The sequence below is a fragment of the Rhodococcus sp. MurmanLake-1 genome, assembly GCF_056945715.1.
Genome location: NZ_JBWZNF010000001.1, coordinates 417,758 through 443,499, shown reverse-complemented (window position 1 = coordinate 443,499; position 25,742 = coordinate 417,758). Strand labels below are relative to the sequence as shown.

The window sequence follows — 25,742 nt, the reverse complement described above, 5'->3', positions numbered from 1 at the left end:
TCGTGAGCGCCTGAATCAGGTGTCACGATCTATCGAAGGTGGGGACCATCGTGAGTGGAGCGGATGTTGGTTCGATGAGGGGACACGTCGAAGTTCTTCGGGCTCAGATCGATTCGATGCAGGTTGATCTGTTGGAGCGAACGCGATCGCTGGCGGATATGCAGGAGAAGATCGCACGAGCAACGGCGAGTGCACGCTCGAGTGATGGCAGCGTGGAAGTCGTCGTAGACGCTTCGGGGGCGACCGTGGGAGTCACCCTCTCCGGGAGCGCTTACGGCAAGCATTCGCCGGTAGCGTTGGGAAATCTGATCCTGGCCACGGCCACATCTGCGGCGGAGGACATGCGCCGACAGATTGCCGAGATGTCGAGGCCGTTCACCGAAGCGGCCAGGATCGATTTGCCCGACCTCGTTCCCGGTGTGCTCGGATTGCGTGAGATTCTCGCGCCTCGTCCGGCGTCGGTGCCGGTCGGCGGCGACGAGCACTGGGACCGCACCGTTCTGAGGAGCTCCGGCAATGTCTGAACTGGACGTGGACGTGGCCGCGATGGGAAGTGCTGCACCAGCATTCGAGGTGGTCGCTGCCGATCTCGACGAGGCACGGAGTGCTCTGGAAACAGTGGCCGGCGCCGAAGAGGGGTGCTGGGGCGCTGACCAGTTCGGAACCGCATTCTCGGACGCGTATGTTCCCGGTGCGGAGTCAGCAGTCGGTGGGATGACACTGGTCGCGGGCGCGCTCCGCGAATTGACCGCCACGCTGATCGAGATCACCGATCGTTTCGAATCGATCGACACCTCGCTTGCCGACGACATGGCGGGTGGGCTCTGATGGGACTCGAGATTCCAGGCTGGTTACAGGCGGTTGCGTCGGTCGCGGTGGGCAGTGACTGGCCGCAAGGAGACGAAACGGCACTGTGGAGGTTGGGTGATGCCTGGTCAGGCGCGGCTGATCGGATCGAGGCTTCGGCCGCTGCCGGTGGTTACGGATTGCAAACAGTACTGGCATCGATCGACGGTCGAGCCGGCGACTCGTTGTCTCGGTATTGGTCGGAGGCCGGGGGAGTTGCGGAGGTCTTCGAGCGGTTGTCCTCTACCGCGGCCGAACTGGGTCAGTCATGCACGGATACCGGCATGGACATCGAGTACACCAAACTGTCGATCCTCGCGGCGCTGGGCGCACTGGCGCTCGAGATTGCCGCCATGCTGGCGGCCGCTGTCCCGACACTGGGTGCGAGTACCGCCGGAATCGTGGCGGCTGAGGTGGCAACAACACTCACGGTCCGAATGCTGTTGCAGCAATTGTTGATACGAGTGATCGAGGCCGCAGCAGTGGAAGCTGCCGCTGCCGTCTTCTCCGGCCTCGCCATTCAACTCGGGCAGATGACGATGGATCATCGCCAGTCGATCGACGGTGGCAAGGTCGTGACCGAGGGCCGCGACGGTTTCATCAAGGGACTTGCGAACGGAGGGTTGAAGACGACGCCGGATCGTGTCGGCCCTGACCCGAACCCGCTCCCGACCGGTTCGAGATTGCAGCAGATCGCGCGGGGGGCTTTCGACGATGCGGTATCGGGAGCGTCCGCTGCGATCGTGACGAAGGAAGTCACGGGCGGCGATGCCTCGTTGACGGACATCACTTCCGGCGCGATCGGTGGTGGGATCGGGTCAGTCAAGGACGGTCTTGTCGCTCGAAACGAGGACCTGAACGCGGCCGGTCTGAGCCCGACTGCGCTGAACTGGGACTTCTGAGTTGAAGTCTCGAATCGTGGGCTACCAGTGACACGGGGTAGCCCACGACCTGGCTACTGAGCGACACGGGGCAGCCCACGACCTGGCTACTGAGCGGGCTTGAGAACCAGCGAGATCGAGTTGATGCAGTACCGCTGATCGGTCGGCGTCGGGTATCCCTCGCCCTCGAAGACGTGACCGAGGTGGCTGTGGCACTTCTTGCAGATGACCTCGACACGGCGCATCCCGAGTGAGCTGTCTTCCTTCAGGATCACGGCATCCGAATCCGCCGGATCGAAGAAGGACGGCCACCCGCAGTGCGATTCGAACTTTTCGGTGCTGCGGAACAGTTCGGCTCCGCACGCACGGCAGGAGTAAACGCCTTCCGTGGTGGTGTCGGTGTACTCGCCGACGAAGGGGCGTTCGGTGCCGGCTTGGCGCAGGACGGCGAACTCCTCCGGAGTCAGCTTTTCGCGCCACTCGCTCTCGGTGTACGTGACCTCAGGTGTGCTGTCGATGCCATCGTGTGAAGAACTCATGCCTCCACGCTAATGCTTTGTCGCCGTTTCGGCTTCGTCGGCAGGTGAGACGGTATCGAGCGGGGGATCGAGGAGGTAGGCGGGATCGATTCCGCGATCCAAGCGGCCCTCGCGACGCGCGACCAGATACCGGTATCCGAGGACACAGAAGATCACGATCAGCAGAAGGCTCCAGCCGAGGGTGCTCTTGGTGTATTCGGCTGCCCGGCCGAAGGTCGGCCAGCGGTTCGACCACCAGCTGTCGAACGTCATGAAGCCGTAGACGGCGAGCCACGCCGGCCAGTTCCGCATGACCGAGTTCTTGAGCACCACGGACATCAACAGCGGCAACAGCATCATCGAGTAGTACATCTGGCCGAGCGATGGCAGCAGGAACGACGCGGTCATGATCACACCGGTCGCGGTGGTGAGGAAGAAGAGTTCGTCGTTGCGGTAATAGCGGTACAGAAGCCACAGAGAGACGACGACCATGGCGGCCAACACGACGCGCAACAGCAGGATCAACCATTCGGGCAGACCGAAGTAAGCGCCGTTTCCGACAATCGAACTGTTGAAGTAGTCACGAGATTCGAGCAGGTACGGCACGGTGCGGCGGACGAAGTCCATCGGATCCGACGCAAGCGGCCATGCCACGACCGTGAGAATGAACGGGATGCCCAGGGCGGTGACGAGCACCTTCCACTGACCGCGAACGAGCGGCAGCAGGAGCAGTGGCGCGAGAGTGGGTTTCACTGCGATGGTGAGACCGATCGCGGCGCCGGCCCACAGATCCTTCTTGCGCATCAGCAGCAGGAGGAAGGCAACTTCGCCGAGTAGTACGAGGCCGTTGATGTTGGTGAACACCAACGTGTTGGTGACCGTCTCCGACATGAAAGCGCCGAGCACCAGAATCGGCGCCGCGATGGAACTGATCGTCAGGTCGAACAAGCGCAACAGCAGGTAGAGAGCCACGAGAATGGCGACGGCATTGACACCGATGAACAGCCACCGCGAGCGCTCGGGATCGAGGATCGCCAGGGGCGCCATCAACAAGGAACCCGATGGTGGGTACAGATAATGGGGGTCTACGGAGTTGAAATCTGCGGTGTAGACGTCGCGCCCGTTCCAGAACGCCAGCGCGGCGTTGTAGACCGGTCGGAAGTCATCGGTGATGGCGCCGTTGACTGCTGTGACGATGACACGATTGAGCACGGTCATCACGGCGATCGGCCACAAAACGAAGTTGACGACTTGTTGGGTTGTCCGCCCGGTACGCGGCTCGAGCTGTCGAAGGAACACTTCGGCACGGTACACCGGAGCAGGGTGTGATCGGGGGATGCACCCCTTTTCGGTCGTGGTGGACAAGCGCCCGAGTCAGGCCGGGCACACGCTTCCGTTGCTGGGCAGGGAGGCGTCGGTGAGGTATGCCCTCATCGCCTGCTGCGCGCAGGTGGATTGTGCCGCGGGGTGACCTGCACCCTGCCAGTCCAGGGTTGCGAAGCGCGACCCCGCGTTGGTCACGACGCCGGTGACGGTCGAGAGTCCGGAGTTCCCGACGGCCGGGTCGCCCTGACCGCTCAGCACGAGGACGGCGGGCTTCAACTGATTCGGCAGGGGAGAGTTGGCGGTCGACGGCCAGCTGGCGCATGCGAGCAAACCGAGCGCGGCTTCTCGACCGAATACCGGATAGTTGGTGCCCCAGGTGTCCGCCAGTTCGCGGACGCGCCCGATCCCCGGCCACTGCATGCCGTCGGTGCATCGTCCGATGAACTGGCCGTCACCGTCCACCTCGTTCTCTGCCCGGGCGGCGCGCTCTCGAATCGGCGAAGCGTTGCCGGTACCGAGCGCGGACAGAGCGTCTGAGAGCGAGCGGGTCTCTTGCTCACGGTTGGTTCCGGCAGTCCACAGGCTCGCCGAAATCGCGTTCGACACCGCAGCGGCGGACAGCGGCTGGAATTCATCGGCCCGAGCGCGCTCCATCAGGTCCGTGACCGCTTTCTTCGGATCAGGTCCGAGAGAGCACCCCAGCGCCACACATCGCTGAGCGAATGCGGTCAACGCCGCTTCCTCACCCTGCACGCGGCTCTCTGCCTCGGTGGCAGCGTCCGTGGCCACCGGAGCGGGAGAATCGAGGATCAACCTCGCGAGGTTCTCGGGGTGGGCTGCCGCGTAGCTCAGCGCGATGTCCGAGCCGGACCCTGCCGACCACAGAGCGATGGTCTCGACGCCCCACCGCGTACGTAGAGCGTCGATGTCCTCGGCCGCGGAGTCCGCGCCGAACTTCAGTTCTTGAGGATCGAGATAGTCGGTACAGGCGATGGTTGCATCGTGACCGAGAGCGGCGACCGCGTCGGCGGCGTCGCCGGTGGAGTCCGCGTCGAACTGGCCCAGATCGTGAAGGCCGCGCCGAATCTCCGGCGTCATGCAGTCGATTGCGGTGGACCTGTCGATTCCGCGTCGATCCAGGGCAACGACGGGGTGGTCCGCGAGCACCGTCGTCAAGTCGGACGTAGCGAGCATGGCCAGAGAGTTTCCCGACGAACGGTCGGTGCCGGATGTGAACACGATCGGATACGCGTTGGCAGGCGTCGAGGATGTCCGAGCGCGGGTCAAGCCGGCAGTGAAGTTGCCGTCGATGGCGCCGGTCACGTCGATGGGGGCACTGAATTCCGCGCATTCGAGGATGACGCCGGCGCTCGACGCTGCGAGAGCCTGGTCGGCGAGTGACGTGCCGGTGCAGTCTCGCCACGGTATGTCGTCGGTCGGGACGCCGGGGTCAACCGGCGGCGCATCGGGTGACGGTCCCTCGCTCTGGGCAGGGCTGCCGTCGGTGCGGCCTTCGACCGCGACGGCGGGCCGAAGCGACGGCCCGGCGCCGCACGCACAACACGTCGCGAGGACGACGGCCATCAAAGCAACTCTGCGCATGCCGACCAGAGTGCCAGGTTCACCGACGTGGCTGCTGACGAACCCATCGAGTGAGGATCGTGCCGTCCGAATCGCCGAGAATGTGAGCGGGACGCATCGACGTGGGCATTGCATTGGGGGAGAGCGAGATTCGGCCGACTTTGCTCCCCACCAGTTGAGGTGAAGTGGTGATGCAGAGTTCGTCGACGGCATTGTCCTCGATCAACTGCCCGAAAAGTGACGGCCCGCCCTCACACAGCACGCGACGGAGCTTGCGAGCCGACAAGGCCCTGTCGATGTCGCCGCTGCTGACATTCGGTGAGTCCGTCACCTCCACCTGCGCTCCGGCCGACCTCAGCGCTGAAATCGCTGCGCTGTCCGCGGCGCTACCGACAACAAGAATCGGCGGAATTTCGGTATCTCGTAGGAGCCGGCTTTCAGGGTCGATCGACGCGTGCGCCGAGACGACGAGGATCGGTGGGACCGGAGCGAGGCCGCCCGCCTTTCGTCGCGCCTGGGCTGCGTCCGAGATCTGCACACCCCCGTAGTTCTCGGCTCGCGCTGTGCCTGCGCCGACCACGACGACGTCACAAAGTTCGCGCAAGATCCCGAATACCGACTTGTCTGCAGGGGTGCCCAGTCCATGGCTCACTCCGTCGACGGAGACGCACCCGTCGATGCTGGAAACGAAGTTCACGCGCATCCAGGGTTGGGTGAGGTTCGCCGGATAGGCGTACAAGCCGCGGAGTTCGTCTTCGTGGCCTGGTGTGAAGTAGGTCGCAATATCCATACGGTGCACATGAGAGATCACATCACGTAGATACCCTTGACGGATGCATGAACGTCTTGTCGATCGCAGCCCGGTGGTACCCGCCGATCAACTGGTAGCTCAAATGGTGCCTCCCGCAATGTTCGACGAGGTGAGTTTTGCGTCCTACATTCCTGATCCGAAGGAACCGAGCCAGGCAGCTGCTGTCGCCAAGGCCGAGGAATTCTCCAAGCGCGTAACCAAGATCCGTAGTGGTGGACGCCGCGGACTGTTCGGCAAGAAGACCCAGGCGACCGGCGCCGGCCTGTACCTCGACGGCGGGTTCGGTGTCGGTAAGACTCACTTGCTGGCGTCGATCTTCCACAGCGTCCCGTCGCCGAAGGCTTTCGGAACCTTCGTCGAGCTGACACACGTCGTCGGCGCTCTCGGCTTCAACAAAGCGGTCGAAGCGCTCGCCGACCACAGCGTTCTCTGCATCGACGAGTTCGAGCTCGACGATCCGGGCGACACCATGCTCGTCTCTCGCCTCCTTTCGGAGCTTTCCGCGCGCGGCGTGTCCATCGTCGCGACGTCGAACACGCTTCCCGGCCAGCTCGGTGAGGGTCGCTTCGCGGCTCAGGACTTCCTGCGTGAGATCAAGAAGCTCGGCTCGATCTTCGAGACGATTCGCGTCGACGGCCCCGACTACCGTCACCGCGATCTCCCGCCCGCACCGGAGCCCATCTCCTCGGAGGAATTGGTCTCTCGGGCCGAGGCGATCGACGGCGCCACGCTCGACAACTTCGACGAGCTGTGCAAGCACCTCAGCACACTGCATCCGTCGCGCTACAACAAGTTGGTCGAGGGGGTGAAGGCGGTCTTCATCGACGGCGTTCACCCGGCCACGGATCAGTCTGTTGCACTGCGCATCGTGGTTCTCGCCGACCGCTTGTACGACGCGAGCATCCCGGTCACCGTTTCCGGCGCACGCCTCGACGAGATCTTCACCCCCGAGATGCTTGCCGGTGGGTACAAGAAGAAGTACCTGCGCGCGACCTCGCGTCTGCTCGCACTTTCTCGTTTCGAGGTCGCGGCCGGCTGATCTGCAGGCCTGTCAGCTGACGGGGCGCTCCATCACGAAATCGTGGTGGAGTTGTGCCCCCACGAGAAAAGTCTTCGTGCCGACCTGGGTGAAGCCGTGTTTGGCGTAGAACTTCTGGGCGCGCAGATTTTCCTGATTGACACCCAGCCAGATCCCGGCACTTCCGCTGCGTCGTGCATGGTCGACAACCGCGTCCATCAGGGATGCTGCCGCGCCGGTTCCGTGGTTTCCCGGAAGCACGTACAACTTGCTCAGTTCCGTCGTCGGGCGAAGTGTCACAGCAGCTTTGACGTCCGGATCGGCGGGCTCGTCGTCGACGAGCATCGCGTAGCCGACGATCGAGCCGTCGCGAATGACCTTGAGAACGGTTCGTGTCGGGTCCGTCAGATACTCGGAGAACTTGTCGACCGAGAGAACATTGTCGATGAAGGCACTGATGTCGTCGTCGGATGCGTCCGGCGGACAAGCCAGCGGAAACGTCACCGCTGCCACGTCGGCGATTGCTTCGGAATCCCAGATTCCGGCCCGGTCAACGGTGATCGTCACGTCAGTTTCTACCTCTCGCGCACATGATTCGGATGATCAAGTACACCACCTTCGTCGAGCGTGATGCTCAAGCGGCGTTCTCGGCGACCGGCGTCGTGGCTCGTTTCGGTGCGAACGCGGGAGCAAGAACTATCAAGATCGCGCAGAACGCCAGCGGAATCAGGAACCCGATTCGAAGGTCACTGAAGGCAGCGACCGCGCCGACGATGCCGCCGCCGACCACCGTGCCGACGTAGTTGAAGAGGTTGATGCGTGCGATCACCGCGTCGACCTGATCCGGGGGAGCCATCCGTCCGGCCGCGCTGAAGCAAATCGGGGCGATCACCGGTACGCCGAGGCCGACGATCAGGAAGCCGGCGATGGCAACGGCGGGAGATTGCGCGAGGACAACGATCGTCATGCCGACCACGCCGATGAGAGAGCCGATCCGCACGACGGTGGTCTCACCGAACTTGCCGACCCAGTAGTCGCCGGTCAGTCGTGCGACCAGTGCCGCGATTTGGTACGCCGCCACGGAAAGGGCGGCCGTCCCGGCGTCGGCGAGCAGTTCGTCCTTGACGTACAGCGTCGACCAGTTTCCGACGCTGAAGTCGACCGCATAGAACAATGCCATCGCGACGCCGAGCAGGACGAAGGCGCGGGTGGGTACGGTGAATTTCGCGGTGCTAGTGATGTTTGCATCGGCAACCGGAGACTCGGAGCGATCGAGCAGTTGCGGGCCGAAGGCCAGAAGCATCAGTCCGACAACAACTCCCGCGATCACCTGCGTGATGCGGATCGAGATGTCGAGGCTTGCGGTAGCAGAGATGAACAGAGCGCCGACAATCGCTCCGACGCTCCAGGAAGCATGGAACGAGGAGAGGATGAAGCGGCCCTTGGCGTGTTGGATCGAGACTGCCTGCATGTTGGCGGCCGCGTCGACCATGCCGAGTCCGATGCCGTAGATCGCCAGGAAGACGAAGAACATCGCCGCGTTGGGCGCAATTCCGGTTGCCCCGCCAAAGACTGCGATGACGGCGAGTCCGGTTCGCAGAGTCATCTTGCTCGACGTTCTCACGGCCAGAATCTCGGCGAGCACGCTGCCGAGCCCGGCGATGACGGACACGGTGACAACCGCAACCACAACCAGTGTCTCGCTCAGCTCGAACAAGTCCTTGTACTGCGGCAGCTGCGTCAGAATGGCGGCGAGGAGAAATCCTTGAAGTCCGAAGGCCACCGAAGTGGCGATCCGAGCCCTCGTCAGGGTGCGGGTGTTATCCGTCATCAAGCAGGGCCTTTGTCTCGTTCGTTCGGTTAGGCCGAACGGTACTGGATCTTGATACTGGTCGAGTGTCCAACAAAGCTGCGTGTTTTGCACGGTTCTTTGATTAACTGGCCGACATGACTCGGCAGCCGACACCAGAATTTCCGTCTTCCTTCGTCTGGGGAACCGCCACCGCGGCCTACCAAATCGAAGGAGCTGTGGCCGAAGACGGTCGCGGACCGTCGATTTGGGACGAGTTCTGTGACCGCCCCGGTGTAGTCGTCGGGGGCGACACCGGAGCGGTTGCTGCCGATCATTATCACCGCTGGGAATCGGATATCGAGTTGATGAAAGACCTCGGGCTCGACGCTTATCGGCTGTCCCTGTCGTGGTCGCGAATTCTGCCCACCGGATCGGGGGCCGTGAATGCGAAAGGGCTCGACTTCTACGACCGCCTGATCGATCGACTGTGTTCGGTGGGAATTACTCCTGCCGTCACTCTCTTTCACTGGGATCTGCCCCTCGCACTGCAAGAGCAGGGCGGCTGGATGAACCGAGACACGTCGTACCGGCTGGGGGAGTACGCCCAGGTCGTCGGCGAACGGTTGTCCGATCGCGTCGGAATGTGGATGCCGCTCAACGAACCGGTAGTGCACACGCTCTACGGTCATGCCCTGGGAGTTCATGCCCCCGGCCTGGCCTTGGGGTTCGAGGCTTTCCAAGCTGCACATCACCAGCTGCTCGGGCACGGCCTCGCTGTCGAAGCGCTTCGGGCAACCGGATGCACGAACATCGGAATCGCCTCGAACCATGCACCGGTGCGTGCCGCCTCGGATTCCCCGGAAGACGTGATGGCTGCCGACATCTACGACCACGTCGTCAATTGGATGTTCGCCGACCCGGTTCTGGTCGGGAAGTACCCCGCCGACGAATTCGCTCAGCTGCTCAGCGGGCCCGTCGACGAGGACTTGAAAATCATCGGGGTGCCGCTCGACTGGTACGGGATCAACTACTACGAGCCGACGATGATTGCCGCTCCGGTGGAAGGCCAGGGGACCGAAGGTGTGCTCGAGGTCGACCTACCGCCGGGCCTGCCCTTTGCGCCTGTCGCGATTACCGGTTATCCCACAACCGATTTCGGATGGCCGATCGTTCCCGAAGGGCTGGGTGAGATCCTGCGGACGTTCCAGGCTCGGTTCGGTGACGCACTGCCGCCGATCTACATCACGGAAAGCGGATGTTCATTCCACGACGCACCGGATGCCGCAGGCGTCGTCGAGGACGAAGCGCGAATCGACTACCACGACGCGCACCTTCGCGCCCTCCGATCGGCCATGGACGACGGTGTCGACGTCCGTGGCTATTTTGTGTGGTCACTCCTCGACAACTTCGAATGGGCTGCGGGATACAAAGAGCGATTCGGCCTGGTACACGTCGATTTCGACACCCAGAAGCGCACACCGAAGACCTCGTTCGAGTGGTATCGCGCCCTGATCGCCGAGCATAAATCGGCTCAGGTCTGACCTGTGCGGAGGCGGTCCGGGTTGCATTCTCGAACCGGGCCGCCTAGCCTCGTCTCTCATGAAGCGAATTCTCGTAGTAAGCCGCCGTAGCGGGGTCTGAATCGGACCGACCCCTCGCTGCGGGTCGTCTTGCTACCAGTTGGTCCTCCACTTCATTCCAGGAAGACCACGATCATGACTTACAACTTCGCCTTCGCTTCTGATTCCGCCTTCGCTTCTGATTCTTCTTCTACCGCTGCTGATCCTTTCGCGGCGCGTCACGGAAAATCTCTGCCAGCCGGCCTGCGTGCCGAATGCTCAGCGATGTCTTGGACCGAGTTCGAGTCCACGTATGCGGCAATGAGCGGCCCGATCCGTTTGGGCGCGTGGTCCTCCGAGAAGATTGCGCCGGGTCGTTGGACTTTCGAAGCGACTCTCGGTCTGGGGGAGCGCATCCAGAAGGCTTCCGCCACCTCGACTGGCGCGATCTCGGCCATGACGTCGATGCTGCACGACGCGGGAATCTCGCTCGAGATCCTGTCTTTCCATCAGCACCAGATCGGCCACCGCACGGCGACGTTCATCTTCACCGAGTGCGACGGCCGTCGGAGCTGGGCGATGGGGATTGCGGAGTCGTCGACTGAGTCCTCGCTGCGCGCGATGACTTCGGCAGCGAACCGCTTCTCTCACTGATCAGTTACAACAATCTGATCAGCTACATCAACCACAGTACTGACGTGGATTCCCGAGAGGGCTTGCGTCTGTACTGCGGTTGATGTGTTCAGCGCTCGAACGCAAAAAGCCGGAACCCTGAGGTTCCGGCTTCTTGCAATTTCAAATGGTGCGCGATACTGGGATTGAACCAGTGACCTCTTCCGTGTCAGGGAAGCGCTCTCCCGCTGAGCTAATCGCGCGGGTTCTGGAGAAAAATGGAGCGGACGACGGGATTCGAACCCGCGACCCCAACCTTGGCAAGGTTGTGCGCTACCAGCTGCGCCACGTCCGCATGAGCAATGAACTCCGTTACCGGAACTCAGTACTTTTCTAACTTATCAGACCTGCAAGCAGGTCTTGACCATCAGGCCCGAGGGCCTGACGTGGTGCGCGATACTGGGATTGAACCAGTGACCTCTTCCGTGTCAGGGAAGCGCTCTCCCGCTGAGCTAATCGCGCGAGGTGGAGACGGGAATCGAACCCGTGTGCACGGCTTTGCAGGCCGTTGCCTCACCACTCGGCCACTCCACCGTAAAAGGTTGAGTCACACCTCTCGAGCGGACGACGGGATTCGAACCCGCGACCCCAACCTTGGCAAGGTTGTGCGCTACCAGCTGCGCCACGTCCGCATCGCACCGTGTTGCTTGGGGAGCTGCTCGCTCTCCTCGGTGCGTTGGAAACATTAGCCGACCGTGTCGGATACACACAAATCACCAGCTCAGTGGCGTGTTCGGAGTCGAATTGGCCCGTCGCGCGCGTTGCAACTGTCCGTCTTGGCGATGAATACGGTCTGAAATCAGCTCGAATTCGTAGATTTCGGGGTCGCCTGGAGCAAAACGAATGCCAACCTGGTGATTCGTATTCATCGCGCAGCCGTGTTAATGTTCCAACTCGTTCGAGCGCATGCGTTCGAATGTCTTAAGGTCCCGTGGCTCAGTGGGAGAGCGTCCGCTTCACACGCGGAAGGTCGCTGGTTCGATCCCAGCCGGGACCACAGAAAAGCCCTGAAGGCGTTCCCGATCATCGGGGACGCCTTCAGTCGTTTGAGAGCACAGCTGTTTGAGAGCACAGCTGTTCGAGAGCACAGCTGTTCGAGGGCACGGTTGTTTCGGCATGCAGACCGTCGTCGCAGGTCGCCGGCCGATGATTTCGGTAGCCTGGTCGAAGAGACATTTCGCGACCGAAAAGGTGACCGACTTGAGTACCGAAAAGGTCGATTCTCCCGTCGACGATTCAGACCTGTCCGTCTTCCAAGACGCAGAGTCCCGCTGGGAGCGGTGGCGCGCTGGAATCGCCGCGCGGCCCACCCTCAATCTTGCGTACCGCATCGGTGTGGGAGTCGTGGGCACGATCGTGTTCGCAGCAGGCATCGTGGCTATTCCGTACCCCGGGCCCGGTTGGCTCATCGTCTTCGCCGGCCTCGGCATACTGGCGTCGGAGTTCGCGTGGGCACATCGACTCCTTCATTTCGCGAAGGCTCGATACGACAGGTTCATGGAATGGTTCGGCAAGCAGTCGCTGTTCGTCAAGGGGTTGGGCGTTCTGTTCACCACAGTGATCGTCCTGGCGACTTTGTGGGTGCTCGGCACCTTCGGCCTGATCGGGACATGGGTGGGCCTTGACTACTCGTGGCTCGAGTCGCCACTGTGAGCTGAACGCGGCCCGGTTTCCTTCACTCGGTTGTCTCACCATGTCGGTAGGGCCGATAACATGATCGTGCGCGTGCTCGCAGTGGGTACGACGCCTGTCTAACTTGTCGCAATACCTTTAGGAGCACATCGCCGTGACCAGTCCCGCGCCAGAGCACTCAGCCGCCCCACTTCGGGTGCCCGCGGGGACGACCGCCGGGACTGCAGTGCGCGAAGCCGGATACCCCACGAAGGGGCCCGACGTGATCGTCGTTGTCCGCGATGGCGAGGGAACGCTCAAGGATCTGTCGTGGACACCTGAGGTCGATGTCGACGTCGAGCCGGTGGCAGCATCCACCGAGGACGGCCGCAGCGTCATCCGGCACTCCGCGGCCCACGTCCTCGCGCAGGCGGTCCAGAAGGAATTCCCCGACGCGAAGCTCGGCATCGGTCCGCCGATCAAGGACGGCTTCTACTACGACTTCGCAGTGGATCGTCCGTTCACTCCGGAGGATCTGGCCAAGCTCGAAAAGCGTATGAAGCAGATAATCAAGGGATCGCAGCGTTTCTCGCGTCGAGTGGTCGATTCGATCGAGGACGCTCGGGTCGAGTTGGCCGACGAGCCCTTCAAGCTCGAACTGATCGACGACAAGTCCGGTATCGACGATCCCGAGATCATGGAGGTGGGCGGCAACGAGCTGACCATCTACGACAATCTCGATCCGCGCACTGGCGACAAGATCTGGTCCGATCTGTGCCGCGGCCCGCATATTCCGACCACCAAGCACATTCCGGCATTCAAGTTGACCCGAAGCTCCGCCGCCTACTGGCGTGGCAACCAGGACAACGCCGATCTTCAGCGTGTCTACGGCACCGCGTGGGAGTCCACCGAGGCTCAGGACGAGTACCTCGAACTGCTCGCCGAGGCCGAGCGTCGTGATCACCGCAAGCTCGGTACCGAACTGGACCTCTTCAGCTTCCCCGACGAACTCGGTTCGGGTCTGCCGGTGTTCCATCCCAAGGGCGGCATCATCCGCACCGAGATGGAGAACTACTCGCGCAGCCGCCACATCGAGGCGGGCTACGAGTTCGTCAACACTCCGCACATCACCAAGGGACATCTGTACGAGGTTTCCGGTCACCTCGACTGGTACCGCGACGGAATGTTCCCGGCGATGCACGTCGACGAGGAACTGAACGAGGACGGCACCGTGCGCAAGCCGGGCCAGGACTACTACCTCAAGCCGATGAACTGCCCGATGCACAACCTGATCTTCCGTGCTCGCGGACGCTCGTACCGTGAATTGCCGTTGCGGCTCTTCGAATTCGGCTCGGTCTACCGCTACGAGAAGTCCGGCGTCATCCACGGCCTGACCCGCGTGCGCGGCATGACCCAGGACGACGCTCACATCTACTGCACCCGTGAGCAGATGCGCGACGAGCTGACCACCACCCTGCAGTTCGTTCTGAACCTGCTCAAGGACTACGGCCTCGACGACTTCTACCTCGAACTGTCCACCAAGAACCCGGACAAGTTCGTCGGTAGCGACGACGTCTGGGAAGAGGCGACCGCAACGCTCGCCGAGGTCGGCGAAGCTTCTGGCCTGACTCTGGTGCCGGATCCAGGTGGAGCCGCGTTCTACGGTCCCAAGATCTCCGTTCAGGTCAAGGACGCACTCGGCCGCACCTGGCAGATGTCGACCATCCAGCTCGACTTCAACCTGCCCGAGCGGTTCGAACTCGAGTACACCGGCAACGACGGCGTCAAGACTCGTCCGGTCATGATCCACCGCGCGCTGTTCGGCTCGATCGAGCGGTTCTTCGGTGTCCTGACCGAGCACTACGCGGGCGCGTTCCCGGCGTGGCTGGCGCCGGTGCAGGTCGTCGGAATCCCAGTGGCCGAGGCCTTCGCCGATCACCTGTTCGACGTCACGAAGAAGCTCAAGGCAGCCGGTGTTCGCGCCGAGGTCGATTTCAGTGACGACCGGATGCAGAAGAAGATCCGTAACCACACCACGCAAAAGGTCCCGTTCATGCTCCTCGCGGGCGAGCGTGACGTGGAGGCAGGCGCGGTCAGCTTCCGTTTCCGCGACGGCACCCAGATCAACGGAATTCCCGTCGACGACGCCGTCCGGATCGTCACCGAGTGGATCGGCCGCCGCGAGAATGCCTCGCCGACAGCCGAACTGGTGCAGCCAAGTGTGGCGCAGTGAGCGCCCCCGGTGACGAGGGTCCGGGTTCGCTGATCGACCACGGCGTCGGCGATCCTGATCATTTGCAGCGTATTTGGTCGCCACATCGGATGTCGTACATCACCGAGGCGCCCAACACCCCGGGTACGACGGGTGAACCGTTCATCGACATTCCGAAAATGTCGGACGAGGAAGGGTTGATCGTCGCCCGCGGTGAACACGTCTACGCGGTCTTGAACCTTTACCCGTACAACCCGGGTCACCTGATGGTGGTGCCGTACCGCAAGGTCGCGGCCCTCGAAGACCTCACGCCCGAGGAGAGCGCCGAGTTGATGGCGTTCACCCAGCGTGCGTTGCGGGTGATCAAGAGCGTGTCGAATCCGCACGGATTCAACGTCGGTCTGAATCTCGGTGCTGCCGCGGGCGGTTCGCTGTCCGAGCACCTTCACCAACACGTAGTGCCACGTTGGGGCGGCGACGCCAACTTCATCACCGTGCTCGGTGGGGTCAAGGTGATGCCGCAATTGCTGCGGGAGACCAGGGGACTACTCGCCGGTGCCTGGCAACAATAGGTTGATGCATCCGGCTTCATGGCAGGATGCATTGCTGCAACGAGTTCCGAACCGGAACTCACGACGGGGAGGGTTCCTGCGGTGTTGAGCTTCTTCGGGCGCGCATCGGTGTCCAAGGTGACGGCACCTATGGGGAAGGCGCTGGTCAAGACCGGTCTGACGCCGGACTCGGTGACGGTGATCGGCACGGTGGCAAGCGTCGCCGGTGCGGTGACGCTGTTTCCGTCCGGACATCTGTTCTGGGGAACCTTGTTCATCTGGTTCTTCGTCATGTTCGACATGCTCGACGGCGCAATGGCTCGTGCTCGCGGCGGCGGAACGCGGTACGGGGCGGTACTGGACGCGACCTGCGACCGCGTGGCCGACGGCGCGATTTTTGCCGGCCTGGCCTGGTGGGCGGTCTACCACGAGAACAGCAAGTGGCTGCTCGTCGCGACTCTCATCTGCCTCGTCACCTCGCAGGTCATCTCGTACGCGAAGGCGCGCGCGGAGGCGAGCGGGCTGACTGCGGACGGCGGGTGGATCGAGCGCCCGGACCGACTGATCATCGTGTTGGTCGGATCTGGCCTGACGGGTATGGGTCTACCGTGGGCGATTCACATCGCGATGTGGGTACTTGCCGCCGGAAGTATCGTGACGGTCTTCCAACGAGTGCTCGCGGTGCGCAATTCGCCTGGCGCCCGGGAACTTCTGCCGATCGCCCCGGCGGCATCGACGGTCGAAGGCGCGGCGGGCACCGAGGGCGATCCCAAGCCTGAAGGTGAGGCAGAGCAGTGAGTTTTTCCGAGCGCGCAACCGATCTGGGATATGCCGCGGGTTGGCGGTTGGTGAGAAGCCTGCCGGAATCGGTGGCGGTCAAGCTGTTCGACGCCGGAGCGGATTTCGCGGTACGCAAGGGCGGACCCGAACAACTCAGGAAGAACCTCGCGAGAGTTCTGGGCACGACGCCGGCGGAAGTTCCGGATCAGTTGATCAAGGATTCGATGCGCTCGTACGCCCGGTACTGGCGTGAGGCGTTCCGTCTTCCGTCGATGGATCTGGTCGCGACCGGTAAAACGTTGCATGCGCTGGTCGAGGGCCAGGAACATCTGGAAAAGGCAATGGCAGCAGGTCATGGCGCGGTATTGGCGCTGCCCCACAGCGGTAATTGGGACATGGCCGGCGTGTGGTGTGTTCAGCAATGGGGTGGGTTGACCTCCGTTGCCGAGCGACTCAAGCCCGAATCCCTGTACGAACGGTTTGTCGAATACCGCGAGAGTCTCGGTTTCGAGATCTTTCCGCTCAGCGGCGGGGAGCATCCACCGTTCGTCGAACTCTCCAAGCATCTGCGCGAGAACAAGATCGTGTGCCTGCTGGGGGAGCGCGATCTGGCGAAGAAGGGTGTGCCCGTCACATTCTTCGGAGAACCCACTCGCATGCCCGCCGGCCCGGCGAAGCTCGCGATCGATACCGGCGCGCCGCTACTTCCGGTCCACTGCTGGTTCACTCCCGACGGTTGGGGTTTCAAGATCGACCCGCCGATCGACGTATCCGGCGGAGTCGGCCCGGCCACGCAGGCACTTGCCGACCGTTTCGCGGTCAACATCGCAGCGCACCCCGCTGACTGGCACATGCTTCAGCCGCTGTGGCGCTCCGACCTCTCCGAATCGCGGCTCGCCCGCATGGAGGGTGAATGAAGATCGGCATGATCTGCCCGTACTCCTTCGACGTCCCCGGTGGCGTGCAGGCGCACGTGGTGGATCTGGCCGAGGTGCTGATCGAACGTGGTCACAAAGTGAGTGTGCTTGCGCCGTCGTCCGATGACGACGAGTTGCCGGATTTTGTGGTTTCCGCAGGTAAAGCCGTCGCGATTCCCTACAACGGTTCTGTTGCACGGTTGTCTTTCGGCCCGACGGCGAACAACCGCCTCCGCAAGTTCATCGCGGAAGGTGACTTCGACGTTCTACATATCCACGAACCCAATGCGCCGAGTCTGTCCATGCTCGCGTTGCGTATCGCGGAAGGCCCGATCGTCGCCACCTTCCACACGTCGACCACGAAGTCGTTGGTGCTGAGCACTTTTCAGGGTGTCTTGGCTCCGTATCTCGAGAAGATCAGCGGCCGGATCGCAGTCTCGGAGTTGGCGCGTCGTTGGCAGGTCGAGTCCCTCGGATCCGACGCGGTCGAAATTCCCAACGGCGTCGATGTCGCAGCGTTTGCCGAGGCCGATCTGTTGCCCGGCTACCCGCGCGAAGGTGGAACCATTCTGTTCCTCGGTCGCTACGACGAACCGCGCAAGGGGATGGCCGTCCTCCTCGGCGCACTGCCGGAGTTGGTCGAGCGTCACCCGGATCTCGAAGTGATCGTGGTCGGACGCGGCGACGAGGAGAAACTCCGCAAAGAGGCGGGCAAGTACTTCAAGCATCTCCGCCTGCTCGGGCAGGTCAGTGACGAGGAGAAAGCGTCGGCGCTTCGCAGTGCGGACGTCTACTGCGCGCCCAATCTCGGCGGTGAGAGCTTCGGGATCGTGCTGGTGGAGGCCATGGCGGCTGGCACTGCCGTCGTGGCCAGTGAGTTGGACGCTTTCCGCCGTGTTCTTCGCGACGGTCAGGCCGGCTTGCTGGTCCCCATCGGGAACTCCGATGCCTTGGCCGAGGCAATCGATTCCGTTCTCGGTGACCCGGATCGACGACGCGCGCTGGTCAACACCGCGACAAGTGTTGTTGCCGAATACGACTGGCCGGTGGTGGCCGAACAGATCCTGCGTGTCTACGAGACCGTCACGGTTGGCGGCACCGGCGTACGCGTGGTGGGGTCATGACCTTCTCCGCTCTGACAATCTTCATTCTCGGGCTCGTCGCTGCCGTCGTCCTGGTCGTCGGACTGTGGGCGTACGGGACGGCGAACCGACTCGATCGACTGCATGTGCGTTCGGATCAGTCGTGGTTGGCGCTCGATGCGGCTCTGTCCCGTCGTGCCGCGGTTGTCCGCGCGGCGGCTGTGGACATGAGCGCCGACGACGCCCGCAGATTCGTCACCTTGGCGGACGCCGCCGAACGTGCGGATCGTCAGGATCGCGAGCTTGCCGAGAACCGGCTGTCCAATGCTCTCGCTGCCTACGGCACGACGTCGCTGCGACCTCAACTGGTGGCCGAGTTGGCCGATGCCGAGGCGCGCGTGCTGATCGCCCGGCGGTTCCACAACGACGCGGTGCGAGACACTCTCGCGCTGCGTACCCGTCGGCTTGTTCGATGGCTACATCTCGGCGGAACGGCGCCACTGCCTCAATACTTCGAGATCTCTGAGCGCACGACCGCGGCGGCGGTGCCCGAGGGAATCACCGTGGATACGTCACGGACCTCTGCCCGCGTGGTGATGCTGGACGAGGAAGATCGGGTGCTGCTGTTGCGCGGGCACGATCCCAAAATCCCGAACACTTACTTCTGGTTCACCGTCGGTGGCGGGCTCGAACGCGGCGAACATCTGCGAGCGGCCGCGGTTCGTGAGATCGAGGAGGAGACCGGATTCGTCGTGGCGCCGGAGAATCTGCGAGGTCCGCTTTGGCGTCGGGTGGCGATCTTCCCGTTCGACGGTGAGCTGATCCGTTCGGAAGAGCTGTTCTTCGCTACGCGCACTCACGGCTTCGAGCCGGTCTTCCAAGGCCACACGGAATTGGAACAGCGTGCGATTACGGGTCATCGCTGGTGCAGCGCCGACGAGATCCGCCGACTGGCCAAGTCCGGTGAGCCCGTCTACCCGTTGGATCTGGCAAACCTCCTGGTGGAGGCCGCGACGATTGCGGACGGTTCCGAGGATCCGGAAGTGCGTTCCATCCGCTGATCGTTCGGTCGTTCAGTGCTTGCGGCCGTTTAAGGCCAGCAATGGCAAATTGGATACGGAATCGAAGGCCGGTTAGTCCTAGAGTTCTGGCCAGAGGCCTCCGAGCGAATGAACTCGTGTGTTCGCCGTGCCTCGTTTCTTTTGTCACGCCACTACTGCAGGAGTTTGCTGTGAGCACCCCCGACTCTGCCCCCACCACCGCCATCGGCACCCCCCGCGTCAAGCGCGGCATGGCTGAAATGCTCAAGGGCGGTGTGATCATGGACGTGGTCACCGCTGAGCAGGCCAAGATCGCCGAAGACGCAGGCGCCGTCGCCGTCATGGCACTCGAGCGGGTCCCCGCAGACATTCGCGCACAGGGCGGCGTCTCGCGCATGAGTGACCCGGACATGATCGACAGCATCATCTCCACCGTCAGCATCCCCGTCATGGCGAAGGCACGCATCGGTCACTTCGTCGAAGCGCAGATCCTGCAGAGCCTCGGCGTCGACTACATCGACGAGTCCGAGGTCCTGACCCCGGCCGACTACGCCAACCACATCGACAAGTGGAAGTTCACCGCTCCCTTCGTGTGTGGCGCCACCAACCTCGGTGAAGCACTCCGTCGCATCAACGAAGGCGCGGCCATGATCCGCTCGAAGGGTGAAGCCGGCACCGGAGACGTCTCCAACGCCACCACACACATGCGCACCATCCGCGGCGAGATCCGCCGGTTGACCTCGCTGAGCGAGGACGAACTGTACGTAGCCGCCAAGGAACTGCAGGCCCCGTACGAACTGGTCGTCGAGGTCGCCAAGGCCGGCAAGCTGCCTGTCACCATGTTCACCGCCGGCGGCATCGCCACCCCGGCAGACGCTGCGATGATGATGCAGCTCGGCGCCGAGGGCGTCTTCGTCGGATCAGGTATCTTCAAGTCCGGCAACCCGAAGCAGCGCGCTGAGGCAATCGTCAAGGCCACCACGTTCTACGACGACCCGGACGTGCTCGCCAAGGTCTCGCGCGGACTCGGCGAGGCAATGGTCGGCATCAACGTCGACGACCTGCCCGTCGGACACCGCCTCGCAGAGCGCGGTTGGTGACAGCAGGTTCGACGACCGGGCTCAGTGCCTGAAAGTCTTCACACAAGAAGGGCGGCGGTTGCATTGGCAACCGCCGCCCTTCGGGGTGTGGCGGACTGTCAGATGCTGTCCGATACCTCGAACACGAACTCGACCTCGACGGCACTGTTTCGGGGGAGTTCGGCCACGCCGATCGCAGAGCGGGCGTGCTGTCCAGCGGTACCGAAGATCTCGGCCAGCAGGTCGGACGCACCGTTGATCACCTGGGGTTGCTGCGAGAATCCGGATCCCGAAGCAACAAATCCAACGACCTTGACGACCCGAACGATGCGGTCGAGACCGACCAAGGCATCAACGGCCGCGAGTCCGTTGAGAGTGCACAACCGCGCCGCCTGGGCGGCGTCTTCGACGGAGACGCCCTCGCCCAACTTGCCGATGCACGTCGTAGTGCCCTCGACGAGCGGCAATTGCCCCGACGTGTAGACGTATGACCCCGTCTGAACGGCGGGAAGGTATGAGCCTGCGGGGGTGGCAACAGGCGGGAGGGTCAGGTCGAGTGCGGCGAGTCGTGCGGTCCAGGTACTTGCGTCGTTCATCGGTTCCTCAATGGGTTCTTTTGTCCGGGAATGGTGTTCGAGTCTGTCATCGTCGATGACCGCAAGTCCAAGTCGTATTTGCGCCCACCCCATCACTTTTGGTGATATTGGCCGTGGATTTTCGGTCGTTCGGGATTGTTCGGACTGATTCCTGGAAATCATGGATATCGAACGTATATTCGAATAGTGTTGAGGAATGTTCGATGACGGAGCAGGAAGTTCGGGTACCGCAGCGCAGCTGTCCGGTGCTGAATCCGACTGCGCCCTCATCGATCTCATCGCCGATCTGCATGCGCGCGAATCGATGCTCGTGGAACGGAAACTGGCTGCCATTGCCGAGTTTTTCGAGCGTCGCAGCGCTGACCACACTGATAACGGTGCTTGGTCGTCTACCGCTCACGAACTGGCTGAGGCCGAGCTCGGCGCGGCATTGACCATGGGCCGTGCCGCAGCGGGAAAGTTGATCGGTCTCGGCTTTTCTCTCAAGACTCGCCTCCATCGCACGCGTGCCGCCATGGCGCGCGGAGAACTGGATCTGTACCGAGTCGGATTGATCGACTCCGCTACGGCCAACGTAGCCGACGATTTGATCGACGAGGTGGAACGGCAACTCCTCGAAAAGATCTCGGCGCCACCGATGCCTGGCGGTACTGGCTTGACCGGTCGCCGATTGACAGCGGCTATCGACCGGATCGTCGCCGTGGTGGATCCCGAGGGGATACGCGAACGTCGACGCCGCGCCCTGGCTGATCGGTTCGTGGGTGTGAGCGCTGCCGAGGACGGAATGGCGCGGATATTGGGGAGTATTCCGGCGGAGGAAGCACGGGCTTTCGACCGTCGGTTGCGGGAGTTGGCAATGTCGGTGTGTCGACACGATTCCCGTAAGTACGAGCAACGACGAGCTGACGCATTAGGAGCGTTGGTATCCGGGTCGACGATTCTGCCGTGCGATTGCGGCCGGGACGATTGCCCACAAGATCGAAGCGGGATTGTCGTGGTGCGTCGGCCGTTGGTTCACGTGGTCATGCTGGAATCAACGCTTCAGGGCGGTGACGCACCAGGTGCAGACGAACCCGCTCACCTTGACGGTTATGGAGTGATCAGTGCAGAGCATGCGCGTGACATCGCCGCGGGTGCGCTGATTCGGAAGGTGAAAGTACCAGTCGATGCCGCGCTCGAGTCTTCCGGTGAGTGCGAGCCAGTACCTCCGCCCGTTGTTCCTTCGGCGTCGGTCTACCGCCCCGGCGCTGTCCTCGACACCTGGGTGCGGGTGATCGCAGGAAGCTGCCAGTGGTTGCACTGCGATGTCGCTGCATGGAATTCAGATCTTGATCACACTGAGCCCTTTGATCATCGCGATCCCACTCGTGGCGGAAAGACCGTGGCGTCGAATATGAGTGCGTATTGTCGAAACCATCACCGCCTCAAGCATTCCGGTCAGTGGTTGCACACCTCGAACCCGGACCGGAGTGTCATGCTGACCTCGCCGACCGGACATTGCTACCGAACCAGGCCGTCAGGTCTGCTGGCGGGAATGCTCGAGCCTGTACTGCCCGAGGGTGGTCGGCGTCGGCGCACACGTCTGGAGAACAAGGCCTCTCGTGTGCGGGGTGAACGCCGGCGTCAGCGGATACGGATGCACCGGCGGATGAAGAAGGCACAGAGGAGGACCTTCGACGGCGGAGACGATCCACCGCCATTCTGAGTCGATGCGCCCCGTCGCTCAGTGTTTTCGGATGCCCACTTTGGTGGCCGGGGGTGCGTCAGGCATTGTGTGAAGGTCGGTAGACGTCGGTACACGGGAAGATGTGGAGCATCGATGGCGAGGATCGAAGAAATTCTGGAGTTGGAACGCCTCGAGCGTGACATCTTTCGAGGAATCATCGCGGAGACCACCCTGACCCGCACTTTCGGCGGCCAGGTCGCCGGCCAGGCATTGGTGTCGGCGGTACGCACGGTCGATCCGGCCTATTCAGTTCATTCGTTGCACGGATACTTCCTGCGTCCGGGCAATCCGATGGAGCCGACCGTTTTTCTGGTCGATCGTGTTCGGGACGGTCGATCGTTCGCGACCCGCTTGGTCACCGGAATTCAAGACGGGCAAGCCATTTTCACGATGTCGGCATCCTTCCACGTCCAAGACGAAGGCATCGAGCACCAGGACGAGATGCCACCGGTCCCTGACCCCGAGACCTTGGCCATCGCCCAGGATTCGGAAGATCCCGAGACTGCGTGGTTGGCTCGCGAGTGGTCCGATTGGGACCTCCGGATGGTGCCGAAGGCCGACATCAACAAACGTCCAGGCGCTGCCGCACAGCAGCAAGTATGGTTCCGTTCCCGCGAGGCTCTCCCGGACGACCCGGTATTTCACGTGTGCACGCTTGCGTACATGAGCGACATGACGCTGCTCGGATCTTCCCGAGGCCCTCACATGGACGTCGCCATGCAAAGCGCCTCGCTCGATCACGCCATGTGGTTCCTGCGGCCGTTCCGGGCCGACGAGTGGCTGTTGTACGACCAGACGTCGCCGTCAGCGGGCTTCGGTCGCGCATTGACGCAGGGACGAATCTTCGACAGCCGAGGAAACATGGTTGCTGCAGTCGTCCAGGAAGGCCTGACCAGGCTGTATCGCCCGAAGTGAGGTAGGCCGAAGTGAGGTCGCCTGAAGTGAGATCAATCGCAGTGAGACCTTCACGGGCGAGACCGCACCGCAGGCCGGGCCGGATGGTCGTACCTGACCTCGAAATCGACCTCCTCGGACACCTCTGAGCGGTGTTCGAGGAGTGCGTCGACGGTCCACAGATCCGCCTCCGGAGTGTGCCGTCGCATGGCAGGTTCGCTCATGTCCAGGCGGACGCTGACGTCGAACTCCAGCCCACGCCCGAGCAACATCGGACCGGCGATCACGATGACCGCGCGCTCATGGACGGGGACGCGGGTCGAGCGAGCCGATCGATCGGTGGGTTCGTCCCAGAGTTTCGGCAAGAACGCTCGTTTGGTGCGGGCAGCGGTGATCACTTCACGATCGAGTGCCGGATAGTCGAACCAGATGGTGCGGTAACTCAGCGCATCCTCGTGACCGAACTCGTATCGCAGCGAAGCCGGCCGCACGTAGTCGTGCAGTGACACAACAGCACTCGGCCTGCTGTGCGACTCGACGGCGGCCCGGACCAGTTCCGCGAGCCGAGACGGCTGCGCACAATCAGGTCCGTCGATCGCTACTACTGCCACCGACGGAAATGATCCGCTCAGCGTTGCGATCTGCTCGGCCAGGGCGAGGGGAGTGGACGGGATGAATGTGCTCACGCCCACCATGGTGCCGTGCCCGCTCGCCGAGGCGATATTGTGAACCGTCATCGCGCCCACTGCGGCGGTCTATTTCCGGAGGACTCATGGTTGGTATCGAGGAGATCCTCGCGCTCGAACACCTGGAGAAGGACATCTTCCGTGGTGCGGTCCATCCCACCGCACTTCAGCGGACGTTCGGCGGGCAGGTTGCCGGGCAGTCGTTGGTTTCTGCCGTGAGTACCGTCGACGAGAGCTACCACGTGCACTCGTTGCACGGATACTTCCTGCGCCCGGGCAACCCGAAGATTCCGACGGTCTACCTGGTGGACCGCATCCGCGACGGGCGCTCGTTCTGCACCCGCCGGGTGAACGCAGTCCAGGACGGTAAGACGATCTTCACGATGTCGGCCTCGTTCCACGTCGAGGACGAAGGTATCGAGCATCAGGATCGGATGCCTTCCGTTCCGGCGCCGGAGGACTTGCAGGACGCGCAGACCGTCCCCAAGTTGGCGGAATCCCAGTTCTACCAAGAGTGGAAGAACTGGGACATCAGAATTGTGCCGGCCGAGCAGAGTGCGTCAGCGCCGGATCTCGCCGCACAACAGCGCGTGTGGATGCGCTACCGCGAGGCTCTGCCGGATCGTCCGCTGTTGCACATCTGCACGCTTGCGTACCTCAGTGACATGACCCTGCTCGGAACTTCGAAAGTCCCGCACCGGGGCGTGAAAACGCAGACTGCTTCGCTCGATCACGCGATGTGGTTCCTGCGTCCGTTCCGGGCCGACGAGTGGTTGCTCTACGACCAGACATCGCCGTCGGCAGGTTTCGGTCGCGCGCTCACTCAGGGGCGTATCTACGATCGCGATGGCAACATGGTGGCAGCGGTGGTTCAGGAGGGTTTGACGCGTCTGGAACGCGAACCCGACAGCCGTGAGAACAAGACAGGAACTGTGTGATGACGCGTCCGTTGATCGGTGTACTCGCCCTCCAGGGTGATGTTCGCGAGCACCTTGCTGCACTTGATGATTCGGGTGCGGATGCCGTGGGTGTCCGACGGCCGGAGGAGCTGGACAAGGTAGACGGAATCGTGATTCCGGGTGGCGAATCCACCACCATGAGCCGGCTTCTGCAGGTGTTCGAACTGTTGGATCCGCTGCGTGAGCGTCTTCGCGGCGGTCTGCCGGCCTACGGTTCGTGTGCCGGCATGATTCTGCTGGCGAGCGAGGTACTCGACACCCGGCCGGACGCCGAACATCTCGGCGCCATCGACATGACGGTGCGCCGCAACGCTTTCGGCAGACAGGTCGATTCTTTCGAGTCAGACCTGGAGTTCGAGGGCATCATCGGAGATCCCATCCGCGCCGTCTTCATCCGCGCGCCGTGGGTGGAGCGAGTTGGACCGGGCGTTGAGGTCCTTGCGCAGGTTCCCGCCGCCGCGGGGGAGGCCGCGGGCCGGATCGTCGCGGTTCGGCAGGGCTCGGTGATCGCCACTTCTTTCCATCCCGAGGTAACCGGTGACCGTCGAGTGCACGAGATGTTCGTCGATCTGGTTCGCGGATAACTCGAGTAGCCAGCCTCGGCC

26 protein-coding genes and 6 tRNA genes are annotated in these 25,742 nt (G+C 62.7%); 19 read left to right on the top strand and 13 right to left on the bottom strand.

The genetic code is table 11. The features are described from left to right. Nucleotides 1–50: 50 nt before the first annotated feature. Genes AC2ETI_RS01940 through AC2ETI_RS01930 form a run of 3 tightly spaced genes read left to right on the top strand, consistent with a single transcriptional unit; the run spans nt 51 to nt 1,748 of the window. On the top strand, nt 51–524 hold the full coding sequence (locus AC2ETI_RS01940) for a YbaB/EbfC family nucleoid-associated protein (RefSeq protein ID WP_238076725.1): 474 nt from the start codon (nt 51–53) through the stop codon (nt 522–524). After that, nucleotides 517–828 (top strand): hypothetical protein, encoded by a 312-nt coding sequence (locus AC2ETI_RS01935; RefSeq protein ID WP_019748272.1) that lies wholly within the window; start codon nt 517–519, stop codon nt 826–828. The genes AC2ETI_RS01940 and AC2ETI_RS01935 overlap by 8 nt, the downstream gene beginning before the upstream one ends. Beyond that, complete coding sequence (locus AC2ETI_RS01930; protein WP_483633489.1) at nt 828–1,748, top strand: WXG100-like domain-containing protein; 921 nt, start codon at nt 828–830, stop codon at nt 1,746–1,748. Before AC2ETI_RS01935 ends, AC2ETI_RS01930 begins: the two co-directional genes overlap by 1 nt. Nucleotides 1,749–1,834: 86 nt before the next feature. Here the strand turns inward: AC2ETI_RS01930 and msrB are convergent, their stop codons facing one another. Genes msrB through AC2ETI_RS01910 form a run of 4 tightly spaced genes read right to left on the bottom strand, consistent with a single transcriptional unit; the run spans nt 1,835 to nt 5,942 of the window. Continuing rightward, entirely contained in the window at nt 1,835–2,266 is a 432-nt protein-coding gene (gene msrB, locus AC2ETI_RS01925) for a peptide-methionine (R)-S-oxide reductase MsrB (protein WP_003942631.1), read from the bottom strand. Between the two features lie 9 nt (nt 2,267–2,275). Beyond that, entirely contained in the window at nt 2,276–3,559 is a 1,284-nt protein-coding gene (locus AC2ETI_RS01920; protein WP_019748274.1) for a glycosyltransferase family 87 protein, read from the bottom strand. Between the two features lie 60 nt (nt 3,560–3,619). Beyond that, the gene (locus AC2ETI_RS01915; RefSeq protein ID WP_483633488.1) at nt 3,620–5,173 is read right to left on the bottom strand and encodes an alpha/beta fold hydrolase; all 1,554 of its coding nucleotides are present in this window, start codon (nt 5,171–5,173) and stop codon (nt 3,620–3,622) included. Between the two features lie 19 nt (nt 5,174–5,192). Further along, nucleotides 5,193–5,942, bottom strand: coding sequence for a pyrimidine reductase family protein (locus tag AC2ETI_RS01910; RefSeq protein WP_438473283.1), 750 nt, complete (start codon nt 5,940–5,942; stop codon nt 5,193–5,195). Nucleotides 5,943–5,985: 43 nt separating this feature from the next. On the opposite strand from AC2ETI_RS01910, the gene zapE reads away from it, so the two are divergent. After that, nucleotides 5,986–7,002, top strand: coding sequence for a cell division protein ZapE (gene zapE / locus AC2ETI_RS01905; RefSeq protein WP_019748277.1), 1,017 nt, complete (start codon nt 5,986–5,988; stop codon nt 7,000–7,002). Between the two features lie 12 nt (nt 7,003–7,014). Here the strand turns inward: zapE and AC2ETI_RS01900 are convergent, their stop codons facing one another. Beyond that, nucleotides 7,015–7,548: a GNAT family N-acetyltransferase gene (locus AC2ETI_RS01900; RefSeq protein ID WP_003942603.1), complete on the bottom strand. Its 534-nt coding sequence runs from the start codon at nt 7,546–7,548 to the stop codon at nt 7,015–7,017. Between the two features lie 67 nt (nt 7,549–7,615). Then, nucleotides 7,616–8,812, bottom strand: coding sequence for an MFS transporter (locus AC2ETI_RS01895; protein ID WP_019748279.1), 1,197 nt, complete (start codon nt 8,810–8,812; stop codon nt 7,616–7,618). 116 nt (nt 8,813–8,928) lie between these two features. On the opposite strand from AC2ETI_RS01895, the gene AC2ETI_RS01890 reads away from it, so the two are divergent. Both AC2ETI_RS01890 and AC2ETI_RS01885 read left to right on the top strand, forming a co-directional pair. After that, nucleotides 8,929–10,314, top strand: a complete 1,386-nt coding sequence (locus AC2ETI_RS01890; protein ID WP_020969516.1) for a GH1 family beta-glucosidase — start codon at nt 8,929–8,931, stop codon at nt 10,312–10,314. Between the two features lie 174 nt (nt 10,315–10,488). Next, a complete protein-coding gene (locus AC2ETI_RS01885; RefSeq protein ID WP_020907588.1) occupies nt 10,489–10,986 on the top strand; it encodes an alpha-isopropylmalate synthase regulatory domain-containing protein in 498 nt (165 codons plus the stop codon). Nucleotides 10,987–11,132: 146 nt separating this feature from the next. Here the strand turns inward: AC2ETI_RS01885 and AC2ETI_RS01880 are convergent. From AC2ETI_RS01880 to AC2ETI_RS01860, 5 genes are all read right to left on the bottom strand, one after another. Continuing rightward, nucleotides 11,133–11,207, bottom strand: a tRNA-Val gene (locus tag AC2ETI_RS01880). 16 nt (nt 11,208–11,223) lie between these two features. Further along, nucleotides 11,224–11,299: transfer RNA gene (locus AC2ETI_RS01875), tRNA-Gly, on the bottom strand. 92 nt (nt 11,300–11,391) lie between these two features. Next, nucleotides 11,392–11,466, bottom strand: a tRNA-Val gene (locus AC2ETI_RS01870). A gap of 1 nt (nt 11,467) precedes the next feature. Beyond that, nucleotides 11,468–11,538: transfer RNA gene (locus AC2ETI_RS01865), tRNA-Cys, on the bottom strand. A 25-nt stretch (nt 11,539–11,563) separates the two neighbouring features. Continuing rightward, nucleotides 11,564–11,636: transfer RNA gene (locus tag AC2ETI_RS01860), tRNA-Gly, on the bottom strand. 293 nt (nt 11,637–11,929) lie between these two features. Here AC2ETI_RS01860 and AC2ETI_RS01855 point away from each other — a divergent pair. From AC2ETI_RS01855 to pdxS, 9 genes are all read left to right on the top strand, one after another. Further along, nucleotides 11,930–12,001: transfer RNA gene (locus tag AC2ETI_RS01855), tRNA-Val, on the top strand. Nucleotides 12,002–12,204: 203 nt separating this feature from the next. Then, the gene (locus AC2ETI_RS01850) at nt 12,205–12,657 is read left to right on the top strand and encodes a TIGR02611 family protein (protein WP_029255280.1); all 453 of its coding nucleotides are present in this window, start codon (nt 12,205–12,207) and stop codon (nt 12,655–12,657) included. Nucleotides 12,658–12,790: 133 nt separating this feature from the next. Further along, entirely contained in the window at nt 12,791–14,848 is a 2,058-nt protein-coding gene (thrS, locus tag AC2ETI_RS01845; RefSeq protein ID WP_047888389.1) for a threonine--tRNA ligase, read from the top strand. Beyond that, nucleotides 14,845–15,399: an ATP adenylyltransferase gene (locus tag AC2ETI_RS01840; RefSeq protein WP_264614478.1), complete on the top strand. Its 555-nt coding sequence runs from the start codon at nt 14,845–14,847 to the stop codon at nt 15,397–15,399. The genes thrS and AC2ETI_RS01840 overlap by 4 nt, the downstream gene beginning before the upstream one ends. A gap of 81 nt (nt 15,400–15,480) precedes the next feature. Further along, nucleotides 15,481–16,176 carry a phosphatidylinositol phosphate synthase gene (gene pgsA, locus AC2ETI_RS01835; RefSeq protein ID WP_020907628.1) on the top strand — a complete coding sequence of 232 codons (696 nt, stop codon included), beginning with the start codon at nt 15,481–15,483 and terminating at the stop codon, nt 16,174–16,176. Further along, nucleotides 16,173–17,075: a phosphatidylinositol mannoside acyltransferase gene (locus tag AC2ETI_RS01830; protein ID WP_483633487.1), complete on the top strand. Its 903-nt coding sequence runs from the start codon at nt 16,173–16,175 to the stop codon at nt 17,073–17,075. Before pgsA ends, AC2ETI_RS01830 begins: the two co-directional genes overlap by 4 nt. Beyond that, the gene (locus AC2ETI_RS01825; RefSeq protein ID WP_003943332.1) at nt 17,072–18,199 is read left to right on the top strand and encodes a glycosyltransferase family 4 protein; all 1,128 of its coding nucleotides are present in this window, start codon (nt 17,072–17,074) and stop codon (nt 18,197–18,199) included. The genes AC2ETI_RS01830 and AC2ETI_RS01825 overlap by 4 nt, the downstream gene beginning before the upstream one ends. Continuing rightward, nucleotides 18,196–19,218, top strand: coding sequence for an NUDIX hydrolase (locus AC2ETI_RS01820; RefSeq protein WP_020969519.1), 1,023 nt, complete (start codon nt 18,196–18,198; stop codon nt 19,216–19,218). The genes AC2ETI_RS01825 and AC2ETI_RS01820 overlap by 4 nt, the downstream gene beginning before the upstream one ends. Nucleotides 19,219–19,388: 170 nt before the next feature. After that, complete coding sequence (gene pdxS / locus AC2ETI_RS01815; protein ID WP_483633486.1) at nt 19,389–20,297, top strand: pyridoxal 5'-phosphate synthase lyase subunit PdxS; 909 nt, start codon at nt 19,389–19,391, stop codon at nt 20,295–20,297. Nucleotides 20,298–20,395: 98 nt separating this feature from the next. Here pdxS and AC2ETI_RS01810 read toward each other — a convergent pair whose 3' ends face one another. Beyond that, the gene (locus tag AC2ETI_RS01810) at nt 20,396–20,872 is read right to left on the bottom strand and encodes a RidA family protein (RefSeq protein ID WP_046379901.1); all 477 of its coding nucleotides are present in this window, start codon (nt 20,870–20,872) and stop codon (nt 20,396–20,398) included. 196 nt (nt 20,873–21,068) lie between these two features. Between AC2ETI_RS01810 and AC2ETI_RS01805 the strand changes: the two genes are divergently transcribed. Further along, nucleotides 21,069–22,577, top strand: coding sequence for an HNH endonuclease signature motif containing protein (locus tag AC2ETI_RS01805; RefSeq protein ID WP_483633485.1), 1,509 nt, complete (start codon nt 21,069–21,071; stop codon nt 22,575–22,577). Nucleotides 22,578–22,691: 114 nt separating this feature from the next. After that, nucleotides 22,692–23,513 carry an acyl-CoA thioesterase gene (locus AC2ETI_RS01800; protein ID WP_019748291.1) on the top strand — a complete coding sequence of 274 codons (822 nt, stop codon included), beginning with the start codon at nt 22,692–22,694 and terminating at the stop codon, nt 23,511–23,513. Nucleotides 23,514–23,563: 50 nt separating this feature from the next. On the opposite strand, the gene AC2ETI_RS01795 is transcribed toward AC2ETI_RS01800, so the two are convergent. Beyond that, a complete protein-coding gene (locus AC2ETI_RS01795; protein WP_257207950.1) occupies nt 23,564–24,229 on the bottom strand; it encodes a nucleoside/nucleotide kinase family protein in 666 nt (221 codons plus the stop codon). A 35-nt stretch (nt 24,230–24,264) separates the two neighbouring features. Here AC2ETI_RS01795 and tesB point away from each other — a divergent pair, with 35 nt between their 5' ends. Next, nucleotides 24,265–25,116: an acyl-CoA thioesterase II gene (gene tesB, locus AC2ETI_RS01790; RefSeq protein ID WP_046378507.1), complete on the top strand. Its 852-nt coding sequence runs from the start codon at nt 24,265–24,267 to the stop codon at nt 25,114–25,116. Continuing rightward, nucleotides 25,116–25,721, top strand: coding sequence for a pyridoxal 5'-phosphate synthase glutaminase subunit PdxT (gene pdxT / locus AC2ETI_RS01785; RefSeq protein ID WP_003943308.1), 606 nt, complete (start codon nt 25,116–25,118; stop codon nt 25,719–25,721). Before tesB ends, pdxT begins: the two co-directional genes overlap by 1 nt. The last annotated feature ends 21 nt before the right edge of the window (nt 25,722–25,742 follow it).